Source organism: Sanguibacter sp. 25GB23B1, from assembly GCF_040012415.1.
Classification (GTDB): Bacteria; Actinomycetota; Actinomycetes; order Actinomycetales; family Cellulomonadaceae; genus Sanguibacter.
Genome location: NZ_JBDYKL010000056.1, coordinates 1 through 12717 on the forward strand (window position 1 = coordinate 1; position 12717 = coordinate 12717).

12 protein-coding genes are annotated in these 12717 nt (G+C 71.0%); 4 read left to right on the forward strand and 8 right to left on the reverse strand.

Going from position 1 to position 12717, the window contains the following annotated elements; all coding sequences use genetic code 11:
* Positions 1-66: 66 nt before the first annotated feature.
* The 3 genes from ABKW26_RS19535 to ABKW26_RS19545 form a co-directional block, all read right to left on the reverse strand.
* Positions 67-1431 (reverse strand): sugar ABC transporter substrate-binding protein, encoded by a 1365-nt coding sequence (locus ABKW26_RS19535; RefSeq protein WP_348595757.1) that lies wholly within the window; start codon positions 1429-1431, stop codon positions 67-69.
* Between the two features lie 65 nt (positions 1432-1496).
* A complete protein-coding gene (locus ABKW26_RS19540) occupies positions 1497-2360 on the reverse strand; it encodes a carbohydrate ABC transporter permease (RefSeq protein WP_348595768.1) in 864 nt (287 codons plus the stop codon).
* Between the two features lie 71 nt (positions 2361-2431).
* Positions 2432-3406, reverse strand: coding sequence for a sugar ABC transporter permease (locus ABKW26_RS19545; protein ID WP_348595758.1), 975 nt, complete (start codon positions 3404-3406; stop codon positions 2432-2434).
* 278 nt (positions 3407-3684) lie between these two features.
* Between ABKW26_RS19545 and ABKW26_RS19550 the strand changes: the two genes are divergently transcribed.
* A complete protein-coding gene (locus ABKW26_RS19550; RefSeq protein WP_348595759.1) occupies positions 3685-4782 on the forward strand; it encodes a LacI family DNA-binding transcriptional regulator in 1098 nt (365 codons plus the stop codon).
* Entirely contained in the window at positions 4782-5174 is a 393-nt protein-coding gene (locus tag ABKW26_RS19555; RefSeq protein ID WP_348595760.1) for a TIGR03618 family F420-dependent PPOX class oxidoreductase, read from the forward strand. Before ABKW26_RS19550 ends, ABKW26_RS19555 begins: the two co-directional genes overlap by 1 nt.
* 4 nt (positions 5175-5178) lie before the next feature.
* Here ABKW26_RS19555 and ABKW26_RS19560 read toward each other — a convergent pair whose 3' ends face one another.
* Positions 5179-5877: a TetR/AcrR family transcriptional regulator C-terminal domain-containing protein gene (locus tag ABKW26_RS19560; RefSeq protein ID WP_348595761.1), complete on the reverse strand. Its 699-nt coding sequence runs from the start codon at positions 5875-5877 to the stop codon at positions 5179-5181.
* A gap of 82 nt (positions 5878-5959) precedes the next feature.
* Here ABKW26_RS19560 and ABKW26_RS19565 point away from each other — a divergent pair, with 82 nt between their 5' ends.
* Positions 5960-6655 (forward strand): DUF4386 domain-containing protein, encoded by a 696-nt coding sequence (locus tag ABKW26_RS19565; protein WP_348595762.1) that lies wholly within the window; start codon positions 5960-5962, stop codon positions 6653-6655.
* A 44-nt stretch (positions 6656-6699) separates the two neighbouring features.
* On the opposite strand, the gene ABKW26_RS19570 is transcribed toward ABKW26_RS19565, so the two are convergent.
* Together ABKW26_RS19570 and ABKW26_RS19575 are read right to left on the reverse strand one after the other, a co-directional pair.
* Positions 6700-7167, reverse strand: a complete 468-nt coding sequence (locus ABKW26_RS19570; protein ID WP_348595763.1) for a DUF6194 family protein — start codon at positions 7165-7167, stop codon at positions 6700-6702.
* The gene (locus tag ABKW26_RS19575) at positions 7164-8111 is read right to left on the reverse strand and encodes a proline dehydrogenase family protein (protein ID WP_348595764.1); all 948 of its coding nucleotides are present in this window, start codon (positions 8109-8111) and stop codon (positions 7164-7166) included. The genes ABKW26_RS19570 and ABKW26_RS19575 overlap by 4 nt, the downstream gene beginning before the upstream one ends.
* Before the next feature lie 98 nt (positions 8112-8209).
* Between ABKW26_RS19575 and ABKW26_RS19580 the strand changes: the two genes are divergently transcribed.
* On the forward strand, positions 8210-9514 hold the full coding sequence (locus ABKW26_RS19580; RefSeq protein ID WP_348595765.1) for an MFS transporter: 1305 nt from the start codon (positions 8210-8212) through the stop codon (positions 9512-9514).
* Between the two features lies 1 nt (position 9515).
* Here the strand turns inward: ABKW26_RS19580 and ABKW26_RS19585 are convergent, their stop codons facing one another.
* Together ABKW26_RS19585 and ABKW26_RS19590 are read right to left on the reverse strand one after the other, a co-directional pair.
* Complete coding sequence (locus ABKW26_RS19585; RefSeq protein ID WP_348595766.1) at positions 9516-11588, reverse strand: beta-galactosidase; 2073 nt, start codon at positions 11586-11588, stop codon at positions 9516-9518.
* A gap of 84 nt (positions 11589-11672) precedes the next feature.
* Complete coding sequence (locus ABKW26_RS19590) at positions 11673-12506, reverse strand: GAF and ANTAR domain-containing protein (protein WP_348595767.1); 834 nt, start codon at positions 12504-12506, stop codon at positions 11673-11675.
* Between the last annotated feature and the right edge of the window lie 211 nt (positions 12507-12717).

A 12717-nucleotide genomic window follows, 5' to 3' on the forward strand; every position in this document is an offset into this window, starting at 1 on the left:
GGTCCGTGCCTCCCGCGCGGGAGGCACGGACCGCTGGTGCTGCTGGTGTCGCTCGGGTGTGCGGTCCTACTCGACCGTGAACCCCTGGCCGGAGCCGTAGGAGATGATCTCCTCCTGCCACGTGGCGAGGCCGTCCGCCAGGGGCGTCTTGTTGCTCAGCGCCTGGCCCGCGGTGTCACCGAAGATCGAGTTCGAGTAGACCTGGAAGGGCAGGTACTGCCAGTCCGAGGACACGGACTCCGACGCCTCGACGAACACCTCGTTGGTCTTCTGGTTGCCGAAGAACGGGTCCTCGGTGCCGAGGAACTCCGGGTCCGCCATGATCTCGGTCGTCGCGGGGAAGAGGCCCGCCTGCGACTGCGAGAGCACGGACTCGGGGTCCGTCGTGAGCCAGCGGGAGAACGCGAGGGCCGCGGCCTTGTTCTCGCTCTGCTGCATGACGGCGAGGGAGGAGCCACCGTTCTCGGCGTTCATCGGGGTGCCTGCCTCGTACGTCGGCATCGGCGCCGCACGCCACTGCCCCTCGGAGGTGGGGACGTTGTTGCGGATCGAGCCCGGTGCCCACGCGCCGGTGAGCCACATCGCGTACTTGCCCTCGGAGAAGGAGCGCCAGAACGCGTCGTTCCAGCCGGCTGTCACGTCGACGAGGTCCTCGGCGAGGAGGGTGTCGTAGAGCTCGGTCCACTTCTGCGTGCCCTCGTCGGTGAAGTCGACCGTGACGTTGGTGCCGTCGACGTTGAAGGGGCGTCCGCCGGCCTGCCAGATGAGGGAGTCGACGCCACCGGCGTCACCGGGGTCGATCGAGGTGATGAAGTTCTCGGGGTTGTCCGCCTTGATGGCACGGGCGACCTCGAGGAACTCGTCCCAGGTCTCGGGGACCTCGAGGCCGAGGTTGGTGAGGATGTCGTCGCGGTAGAACATGACCATCGGCCCGGTGTCCTGCGGGAAGCCGAACTGGGCACCGCTCACGCTCACCTGGTCCCAGGCCGAGGCGGCGTATTCGTCCTCGAGGTCGGCGAGGCCGACGTCGCCGAGGCTGACGACCGACTCACCCAGGGCGAACTGCGGGAGCGCGAAGTACTCGATCTGCGCGACGTCGGGTGCACCGTTGCCGGCCTTCACCGCGTTCTGCAGCTTCGTGTACTGGTCGGCCGACTGGCCGGCGTTCGTCACGTTGACGGTGATGTGCGGGTACTCGGCCTCGAACAGGTCGACCGTGTCCTGGATGTCGGGGACCCAGGTCCAGTACTCGAGGGTCACCTCCTCGTCGGACTCGAGGACCGCGTCGATGTCGGCGACGGTGATGCCGTCTCCGCCGCCCGAGGGGGCTGCGTCGTCGTCTCCGCCGCCACAGGCTGCGAGGCCCAGGGCGAGGGCGATCGCGGCGGCTGCGCCGACGCTGCGCCGGGTGCGGCGTGCGGGGTTCTTCATGGTTCTCCTTAGTACTTCGTCGTCTTCTGGAGGGGTGTCGGTGGGGTGGGACAGATGTGGGTCGGCTACTGCTTGACGGAGCCTGCGGCGAGGCCCGACTGCCAGAAGCGCTGGAGGCTGAGGAACACGATGACGAGCGGGATGATCGCCACGAGCGAGCCGGTGAGCACGAGGTTGTACACCGGGTCGCCCTGACCGGAGGAGCCCGCCTGGGCGTTCCACTGGTTGAGGCCGACCGTCAGGGGGTAGAGATCGGGGTCGCTGAGCATGATGAGCGGGAGGAAGTAGTTGTTCCACGTCGCGACGACCGAGAAGAGCAGCACCGTGACGAAGCCGGGCGAGAGCAGCCGGATCGAGACGGTGAGGAAGGTCCGGAGCTCGCCGGCCCCGTCGAGACGTGCGGCCTCGAGGAGGGAGTCGGGGACGGACTCCTGGGAGTAGACGTACATGAGGTAGAGACCGAAGGGGCTCGCCAGCGCGGGGATGAGGACGGCCCAGACGGTGTTCGTCATGCCGAGCTGGGAGAACATGAGGAAGGTCGGGACGGCGAGCGCCGTCATGGGGACGGTCATCGCTCCGATGACGATGGCGAAGGCCGCGCGCCGGCCCGGGAAGTCGTACTTGGCGAGACCGTAGCCGCCGAGCGTGGCGAGGATGGTCGCGCCGATGCCTCCGACGCCCGCGTAGAGGACGGTGTTGAGGAGCCAGCGCGGGTAGACCGAGCCCTGGTAGCTGAAGAGCGCCTTGATGTTGTCCCACAGGGCGAAGTCGTCGGCGAACCAGAGCCCGAACGAGCTGAAGAGGCCGCCGTTCGTCTTCGTCGAGTTGATGACGAGCCACACGAGCGGCAGGACGACGTAGAGGAACATGACGATCATGACGATCGTCAGCGAGGTGGACGGTCGGTTCCGGTTGGCCTCGGCCGTCATCCGGCGGCGGCCGCGGCCGACGCCCTTGGGGTGCTCGGCCGGCTCGGTGGTGACCGGCGTGGTGGTCGCGCTCATCGCTTGCTGCCTCCGGCTTCGGTGCGGTTGCTGACGCGCTGGGCTGCGTACGCCACGAGGACGGTGATGAACCCGACGATGATGGCGACGGCCGCGGCGTAGTTGTACTGCTGGCCGTTGAAGGCGAGGTTGTACGCGTACATGTTCGGCGTGTAGTAGGTGGTGATCTCGGTCGGTGCGAGCGACTTCAGCACGTTGGGCTCGTTGAAGAGCTGGAAGCTCCCGATGATCGAGAAGATCACCGTGAGGAGGAGCGCGGGGCGCAGCGCCGGGATCTTGATGGACCACGCGGTGCGCAGGGCGCCGGCGCCGTCGATCTCGGCCGCCTCGTAGAGCTCGGTGGGGATGACACGCAGGGCCGAGTAGAGGATGAGCATGTTGTAGCCCATGAAGGACCACGTGACGATGTTCCCGATCGACGCGAGCACCCAGGACCCGGAGAGCAGGTCCGGGGCCGTGCCGCCGAAGAAGTCGAAGACCTGCCCGACGAGGCCGAACTCGTCGCCGTAGATGTAGCCCCACATGAGGGCTGCCACGACGGAGGGGACGGCGTAGGGCAGGAAGAGCGCGATGCGGAAGCCGTTCTTGGCGCGCAGGCGGCCGGAGTCGATGGCGAGCGCCGCGAAGAGGGCGATCCCGATCATGATCGGCACCTGGACGGCGAGGAAGAGCAGGACGCGTCCGAGGCCGGCTCGCAGGAGGGGGTCGGTGAGTGCCCGCGTGTAGTTCTCGAGCCCTGAGAAGAAGCTCCCGCCGATGAGTCGGTCCTGGAAGAGCGACAGGTACACCGCGTAGAGGAGCGGCGCGACGATCGAGAACACGAACACGACGAGGAACGGGGCGACGAAGCCGGCTCCGGCCCAGTCCTGACGGGTGTAGCGCGAGAGCCGTCCGGCGCGGCGTGGCACCGGGTGGTCCGCTGTGGTCGGCCCGCCTGGATCGGCGAGCGTGTGCTGGGTGGGGGACGTCATCGTCTCTCGTTCTTCCGGTGCGGTGGGTCGGGGCGTGCGGTGAGCCCCGGTGCTGCAGGCCCGTTCTGCGCTGCGGGATGTTTGCGCAAACATTCGGTGATGTGACTCACCATGGCAGCGCGATGTGCCATCGGTCAAGCCGAAGCAAGGTTGCAAAGCGGTAACGGGCGACGACGCGCCGTGTGACTGGGCACACAGGCGAGCACCCCGTATGATTGCGCAAACATCACGATCGCGGCCGTCGCGTCCGCAGAGTCGCCAGTCGCTACGATGCCCGGATGGAGCTGGAGGACATGTCGCACAGCGCCCTGCCCAGGGAGTCGGCACCCGCGACCCCCGGAGGGACCGAGCCCACGTCCTCCCGTCGTCGACCACCGTCCATGGCCGACGTCGCGAAGCTCGCCGGCGTGTCCGCACAGACCGTCTCGCGCGTCGCCAACGGCCGCACCAACGTCGACCACGCGACCCGCGACAAGGTCCTCACCGCCATGCGCGTGGTCGGCTACCAGCCGAACGGTGCCGCGCGCGCCCTCGCCACCGGACGCTTCGGAGCCTTCGGCGTCATCTCCTTCAGCGTCTCGCGCATCGGCGACGCCCGGACCATCGAGGCGATCGCGACCGCGAGCCGTGACGCGGGCTTCTCCATCAACCTCATGACCGTCGAGCGACCCACCGCCGGCCGCGTGAGCGCCGCCATCGCGAACCTCGCCGGGCAGAACGTCGACGGCCTCGTCATCATCCAGGCCGAGATCCTCGACGCCCCGTCCCTCGTCATCGGCCCCGACCTCCCCGTGGTCATCACCGACACGTACCCGTCGACGCACCCCGACTACCCCATCGTCGACACGGACCAGGAAGGTGGCGTCCGGCGGGCCGTCGACCACCTCCTCGCGATGGGCCACCGGACCGTGTGGCACGTCGCCGGCCCCGCGACGTCGAGCGCCGCCCACGAGCGCACGTCCGCCTGGCAGGCAGCGCTGCACCGCGCGGGCGCGCCCGTCCCGGCCGTCCGGCGTGGCGACTGGTCCGCGGCGTCGGGCTACCAGGCCGGGATGGTGCTCGCGTCGGAGCCCCGTGAGGACCTCACCGCCGTGTTCTGCGCGAACGACCAGATGGCCATCGGCCTCATGCGCGCCTTCCACGAACGTGGCATCCGCATCCCCGAGGACGTCTCCGTGGTCGGTTTCGACGACATCGACGAGGCCGAGTACGTGTGGCCGCCCCTGACCACCGTGCGGCAGCGCTTCGACATCATCGGGTCCCTCTGCGTCCAGACGCTCCTCGAGCAGATCGACCGGGGACGTGAGTCGCAGCCCATGCGCGTGGTCCCCGTCGAGCTCGTCGTCCGCGACAGCTCCGGGCCGGCGCCGCGCTGATGGGCGTCGTGCGGCTGTCGGCCTCGGCCGCTGCCGTGCTGGCAGCCGCACGCGTGATCTGGGTGACGACTCTGCGTCTCGACGGGTCGCCCCACGTGACGCCCACCTGGTTCGTGGCCGACGAGGACCGCCTGTGGCTCGTCAGCGCGCGCACCAACGTCAAGGTGCGCAACGTCGAGGCCGACCCACGGGTGAGCGTCGCCGTCGACGGCACGACCGACAACGCCCTCGTGGCCGAGGGCCACGCGACCGTCCGGACCCTCGACGAGGTCCCCCACCAGATCCTCGACGGCCTGGAGGCGAAGTACGCCTGGGACCCGCGCGACCCCGATCCCGACGGCGAGCGCGTCGGGATCGAGATCACGGTGTCTCGGTGGCTGCTCGGCTACTGACGGCTCAGGTCGCCGGCGGCGACGCCGGCTGCGAGGCCCACCCGCTCTCGTGCAGCCGCGCGAACGCGTCGAGCAGCAGGTCGAGCGTGAACTCGAACTCGAACCCCTCGTCGCACGCTCCGGACGGGCGCGCCGCCGTGTCGGCGACGATCGCGACGATGTAGGGGTACGTCTCGGCCGCTCGGCGGAGAGTCTCGGGGTCGGGCGGGCCCGCCGCCGGGACGGGCTCGTCGAAAGCCTCCGGGCTGAAGCCCCAGATGCGGTGCCCGAGCGCGTGCATCGCGTGGTGCGTGAGGTCGACGCTGAGCCCCCCGGTGATGAAGCGGCCGGCGAGGGAGTTCATGTACGCGAGGACGGCGGGCGTGCGACGGGTGCGGCTCTCGATCGCGGTGCGCAGCCACCGGTGGGCTATGAGCGTGCGGCGGGCTTCGAGGATCTGCGCGCGCACCGCCGCCTGCCACGACGCCGACTCCGGTGGGGCGACATATCCCTCGACAAGGGTGTCGATCATGCCGCCGACGAGGTCGTCCTTGTCGGAGACGTGCTTGTACAGCGCCATCGGCACGACACCGAGCTCGGTGGCGAGGGCGCGCATGCTCAGGGCACCGAACCCTGCGCGGTCGGCGAGCGCGATGCCCGCCTGGAGCACCTGCGCGCGGTCGAGCGACGCGCGTCGCTCTGGAGTCTCTTCGGGCGGGATCATCCCCCGATCTTGACAGGTATACGGCGTACACCTAGCCTCCAAATAGAGGTGTACGCCGTACACTGCAACGAGAGGGAAGCTCATGCCGTCACCTCGCACCGTCGCCACCGTCGCGGGAGCGCTCTACCTCGTCACGATCGCGACGTCGATCCCCGCACTCGCCCTCAAGGCGCCCTTCCTCGACGGTGCCGCGGGCGCCAGCAGCGACGCGGTGCTCTGGGCCGCGATCCTCGAGCTCGCTCTCGCGCTGAACTGCATCGGCACGGCGGTCGTCCTCTACCCGGTGGTCCGGCGCACCGACCCGGTGCTCGCTCTCTCCTTCGTCGCGTCGCGCACGCTCGAGGCAGCGATCATCATGATCGGCATCATCGCGATGCTCACGCTCGTCTCGGTACGAGCTTCGGGCGTGGGCGGGGCGGGTGACACCGGGGTGCCCGACGCCCTGACCGCCATGCACGACTGGGCGTTCCTCCTCGGTCCGGGCGTCATGCCGGCCGTCAACGCGCTCCTGCTCGGCACCGCTCTCCTCCGGTCGCGCCTCGTGCCGCGGATCATCCCCCTCGTGGGCCTCGTCGGGGCACCGCTGCTCCTCCTCGCTGCCGGAGGCACCACGTTCGGGCTCTTCGACCAGGTCTCCCCGGTCTCGGCGGTCGCGGCCGTCCCCATCGCCCTCTGGGAGCTCAGTCTCGGCATGTGGCTGGTCGTCAAGGGCTTCCGCCCTGCGGCGCTCGACGGACCTCACGAGGTCTCGTCACCGCGCAGCCGAACGGTGGCCTGACCGCGCACCTAGACCGTGCAGCCCGCGTGCGTCGGCGTCTGCGGTCAGCTGCCCTGCACCAGATCGTGTCGACGGTCGTAGCGGGCTCGCGCGTCGTCGTAGGCAGAGAGCAGCAGCGCGGCCAGCCGCTCGGAGGTCGAGGGACCGGGACAGACCACGGCCAGCCAGCCGATCGTCCCGTAGACGGGGTGGACGACGACCTGGTCGAGCGCAGCGAGATCGACAGCCTGCGCGGCCTCCGACGCCGCCACCTCCTCCACGGCAGCCCGCCCGGCGTGCACGTTGACCCGGAAGACCCCGGCCCGGTCGAGCCGGCACGCCTCGTCCCCGGGGTAGTCCTTCGTGACGACCGTCGCGAAGGGCTGGGTCGTCTGCGGCACCTCGCCGTCGGGCGCGTAGTAGAAGAAGAGGTCGCCCCACGCGATCTCGGGCGTACCGTCCCCCGGGCCTGGGGCGAGCGTGAGGACGCCGTCCCAGCCACCGACGAGCGCTACGACCTCGTCGAGGTTCATCGGCGGAGGTCCGCGAGCGCCGTGATGACGCGCTCGGGATGCTCGGCGATCCGGTTGAGCACGTACAGCCACCACTCGCCCCCGAACACGACGTACTCGCGCGTGCGGTAGCCCTCGTCGTGGAGCCGGTCGAGGAGCGACGTGCCAAGTCCCATGAGCATCTCGATCTCCACGCCCGGGGCCTTGAGACGCTCGCCGTGCTCCGCGACGAGCGCCTCGACGAGGGTCTCGTCGTGCGTCGCGAAGGAGACGGGTTGCTGCGCGCCCAGCAGGCGACGGGCCAGGGCGAGGTACGCGGCGGTCATCGCGTCGCTGTCCCGGCGGTGGGCGACGGCCTCGCTCTCGAGGAAGGCCCCTTTGACGAGGCGGACGGTCCCGGGGTGCGCGAGCACGCGCTCGAGGTCCACCGGTGTGCGGTGCAGGCGCGCCTGGAGGGTGATCCCGACGTGCGGGTGCTCGGCCGCGAGCGCGTCGTAGAGGTCGAGGACGAGGTCGGTGCGGTCCGACGCCTCGGCCGAGATCATGAGCGCCGTGCCGAGCGGGCGGGTGGCCTCCGCCATCTCGCGCGCGTGCGCCAGTCCGGCGTCGACGCTGACGAGCGAACCGACGTGGGAGAGGTCGAAGGAGACGGTGCTCGGGAGCCCGGCGTCCCGCACGGCGTCGGCGACGGCGAGGAACACGTCCGTCTCGCGGCGGGCGAGGTCGGCGTCACGGACGCTCTCGCCCGCGTACTCGATGCTGCCGAGGTGTCCGCGGGCCATGGCAGCTCGGACTGCGGCCACCGCGTCGGCGACGTCCTCGCCGGCCGTGTAGCGGCGGGCGACCCGCCGGGCCGGACCGACCAGCGCCGGGTCGGCCATCACGCGAGCCTTGAGGTCTTCGTCGAGGGCCCACGCGCGGAGCGCGTCGGCCGCCATCTCATGATCAGCAGGGAGAGGAAGCACGACATCGACACTAGGTGATCCGCCCCAGCCCCGGTAGGGCCCGACGCCAGCCCTGGTCGCCGCGCCGGCCCGCGACGCTCGTGCCGCACAATGTCCACGTGAGCATCGCGACCGACGATCGAGAGACCCTCTACCGGCGCACCCTGGTCGTCGTCGTCGCGTCCCAGGTGTTCGGCGGGGCCGGGCTCGCGGCCGGGATCACCGTCGGCGCCCTCCTGGCCGAGGAGATGCTCGGGACCGACAGCCTCGCGGGTCTCCCGGCGGCGCTCTTCACGCTCGGGTCCGCTCTCACCGCGTTCACCGTCGGGCGGCTCTCGCAGCGGTCCGGCCGGAGGGTGGGGCTGACCGCGGGCTTCGCGGCCGGCGGTCTCGGCGCGGCGGGCGTCGTGCTCGCTGCCGCGACGGGGAACGTCGTCCTCCTGTTCGTCTCGCTCTTCGTCTACGGCGCCGGCACGGCGTCCAACCTCCAGGCGCGCTACGCCGGGACGGACCTCGCCCTGCCGCGCCAGCGCGGGACCGCGGTGAGCATCGCGATGGTCTCGACGACGGTCGGAGCCGTCGCCGGCCCCAACCTCGTCGAGGTCATGGGCGGCGTCGCCACCGGGTGGGGTCTGCCGGCGCTGGCCGGTCCGTTCGTCCTCGCGTCCGCGGCGTTCTTCCTCGCCGCCACGATCCTCCTCGTCTTCCTGCGGCCCGACCCGCTGCTCGCTGCCCGCTCAGCGAGCGCGTCCGTGCCTGTATCCACGACCACGTCGGCGACCGGCGCGGCCGGGCCGTCGGCGGACGTCGCGACGTCCGGGCCGCCTCCGGCGCGTCGCACGATGAACCACGGGGTGGCTGCGGGCGCCACCGTCATGGTCGTCACCCAGATCGCGATGGCGGCGATCATGACGATGACGCCGGTGCACATGCGCGACCACGGCCACGGGCTCGGCGCCGTCGGTCTCGTCATCAGCATCCACGTGGGCGCGATGTTCCTGCCCTCGTTGGTCACCGGCCTGCTCGTCGACCGCGTCGGCCGCACACCCGTGGCGGTCGCCTCGGGCGTCACGCTGCTCGCCTCCGGCGTCCTGGCCGCGCTCGCGCCGGCCGACTCGATGGTGCTCCTCACCGTCGCGCTCGCCCTGCTCGGCCTCGGGTGGAACCTCGGGCTCATCAGCGGCACCGCGCTCGTCATCGACGCGGCGGACCCGGCGACACGAGCGAAGACCCAGGGCACGCTCGACGTGCTCGTGGCCCTGGCCGGCGCTGGTGGCGGGGCACTGTCCGGCGTGGTCGTCGCGGGGTCGAGCTACGCCGCCCTCTCGCTCGGGGGCGGCGCGCTCGCACTCCTGCTCGTGCCGGTCGTCGTGTGGACGGACCGGCGTGCACGTGCGGGTCGCGCCACCCCGGTCGCCGGGTAGGTCAGTCCTCCTGGACCACCGCGACACCGCCCGCGGCGACGGTCACCTCGCCCTGCGCAGCGAGCCCGCTGAGCAGGTCGACACCGCTCGCCGGGACCCGGGCCGGTGCGTCCGTGTGGTTGATGACGAAGAGGAACGACGCGTCGTCCCCGTGGCGGCGCACGACCTCGACGCCGGCCGGCGCCTCCACCACCGGTGGCACGCCCGCATCGAGCAGGAGCGCGTCGACGAGCACGGTCGTTCCCGCGTCGTCGAGCCGGGCGGCCGCGTACCAGGCGGAACCGGCCGTGCTGGCGTCTGCGCCCACGGCGTTCCGCGTGATCGCCGGGAGGCCGGCGAGCGCACCGTCGTCGTACACGGCGACGGCCTGGGCACCGGCGAGGTGCGTCTTCTCCGTCCACAGGTCGGCCGTGAAGGTCCCGGACAGCGGCCCGGAGCCGGAGAGCGTCACGGTCTCGTCCTCCTGCAGCGTGTAGAGCTCCTCGGTCGTGACGCCGAGGAGGTCGCGGAACGCGCCGGGATAGCCGCCGAGGCGGATGTGGTCGTCGACGTCGACGATCCCGGAGAAGTACGTGACGAGCACCGTCGCACCGCGCTCGGCCGCCGCGCCGATGCTCGCCGCGTCCTCGTCGGAGACGAGGTAGAGCGTCGGGACCACGACGAGGTCGTAGCCGGACAGGTCGTGGCTCGGGTGCACGACGTCGACGGAGACACCGCGCCGCCACAGCGCCCGGTAGTACGTCATCGCCTGCTCGGTGTAGCGCAGCGCCTGCGTCGGGTGGGAGTCGAGCTCGGACGCCCACCACGCCTCGTAGTCGACGAGGATCGCCGCACGCGAGCGCACGCGGGAGCCGCGCACAGGCGCGAGCCTCTTCAGGGCGTCGCCGAGCTCGACGGTGTTGCGCCACACGTCGGTGTCGCGACCCGCGTGGGGGTACATCGCGGAGTGGAACTTCTCGGCCCCGGCCTTGGACTGGCGCCACTGGAAGAACATCACCGAGTCCGCGCCGCGCGCGACGTGCGCGAGCGAGTTGCGCAGCATCTCCCCCGGCGCCTTCGCCCGGTTGCGGGGCTGCCAGTTCACCGCGGACGTCGAGTGCTCCATGAGGATCCACGGTGCGCCGCCGGCGATCCCGCGGGTGAGGTCGGCCGAGAACGCGAGCTCGACGTGGCGGTCGGGGTTGTCGGCCCCCGTGTAGTGGTCGTTCGCGACGACGTCGAGGTCCCCCGACCACGCGAAGTAGTCCATGCCCTTGGTGCCGGTCGACGCCATGAAGTTCGTCGTCGTCTGGACGTGCGGGGTGATGCGGCGCAGGGTGTCGCGCAGGTCGCGGTAGTAGCCGAGGAGCGCATCGGAGCTGAAGCGGTCGAAGTCGAGCTGCTGCGTCGGGTTCGCGTAGGTCGGGGCGGTGCGCGGCGGCAGGACGTCGTCGAAGGTCGAGTAGCGCTGGGACCAGAAGGCCGTCCCCCACGCCTCGTTGAGGGCTTCGACCGTGCCGTAGCGCGCGGCGAGCCACGCGCGGAACGCCTCGGCGGCCGAGTCGGAGTAGTCGCGCGGGACGTGGCAGCCGATCTCGTTGTCGACGTGCCAGAGCGCGAGCGCAGGGTGGTCCTTGTAGCGCTCGGCGAGGACCGTCGTCATGCGCAGGGCGTACTCGCGGAAGAGGGGGTGGGTCACGGCGTAGGACTGGCGACCGCCCTGCCCGAGGACGGTGCCGTCCGCCAGCTGCGGGAGGATCTCGGGGTGGCGGCGGGTGAGCCAGGGCGGCGGGCTGGCGGTCGCGGTGGCGAGGGCCACGCGGATGCCGGCGGCGTGCAGCCGGTCCATCGTCTCGTCGAGCCAGCCGAAGTCGTACTCGCCCTCCGCGGGTTCGAGCGTGGCCCACGCGAAGATCGCGACGCTGACGATGTTCACGCCGGCCTCGACCATGAGCTCGACGTCCTCGAGACGCGTCGCCTGCGGCCACTGCTCGGGGTTGTAGTCACCGCCGTAACCGAGGCCGGTCAGGCCCTCGTTCCAGGGGACCGCATCCGTGCCCTGGGAGAGGTCCTGCTCGGTCGACGGTGAGGCCACTCGGCCACTGTGTACGTTCACGGCGTTGGGAGACATGCCGGTAAGCGTATTCCAGGAGAGGGTGGAACCCAAGCGCCGGGAACCTCAGCCGAAGGGCCGGTCGGGAACCTCGTCCAACGGGTCCACGTCGGGGTCCTCCTCCGCGCTCCTGCTGGGCCGCCCTTCGCCGGGACGAGCGACGATCTCCCCCGCGAGCTCGAACAGACGGACGTTGTTGCGCTGGCTGACCCGCGTCAGCAGCCCGAACGCACGCGACGACGTGACGCCGTACCGCTCCATGAGCACCCCCATGGCCTGGCCGATGACGTCACGCTGGGCGAGCGTGTCGAGCAGCTGCTCCTCCTGCTCGGCGCCGACGATCGCGACCGCTGCGTGCGACGCGAAGAGGAGCGCGATGTGCTCAGAGCCCTCGTCGAAGGCGTGCGGCCGGGTGCTCAGGAGGTTGAGCGCACCGAGGTCGTCACCCGCGACGAAGAGCTGGACGCTGAGCATGCTGGCCACCCCGAGCCCGCTCGACCGCTCGCTGAACACCGGCCAGCGGGACTCGGCCGCCATGTCCGGCACAGTGACCGTCCGACGCTCGAAGAGCGACTCGAGGCACGGGCCCTCGCCCGCGTCGTACTGCGCGCGGTCGTTCTTGCGGGCGAGGTCGCTCGTCACCGCGCGCGACGTGACCTCGCGTCGGCCGCGCACCATCGAGATGCTCGCGTGCTCCGCCCCGGGGACCGACACCACGGCCGCATGGACGATCGCGTCCAGGGTGGCGTCGAGCCCGTCCTCGTCCTCCAGGCTGCGGGCGAGGCGGCTGAGGTCGGCAGCGAGATCCGGACCTGCGCGATCCGGGACCCCGTCGCCACCCGGGGAACGGCTCGACCGCTCCTGCTCTGCACCAGAGGACACCACGTCGTCGTCCACCACGCCTCCCAGCATCCGTCCCACCCGGCGCGGAGCACCGAGGGAACCCGTCCATCATGACAGGCACCCCGCAGAGCCGAATCCGCCGCGTCGGCGCATGTCGGCCGGCGTAGGCAGGCTTCGGCCGGCGTCGGCTCGCCGAGCTCGGGCATCCGTCTCGAGCTCGGGCGGTTGACGGCCCGAGGTCGCAACAGATGCCCGAGGTCGGCGGGGC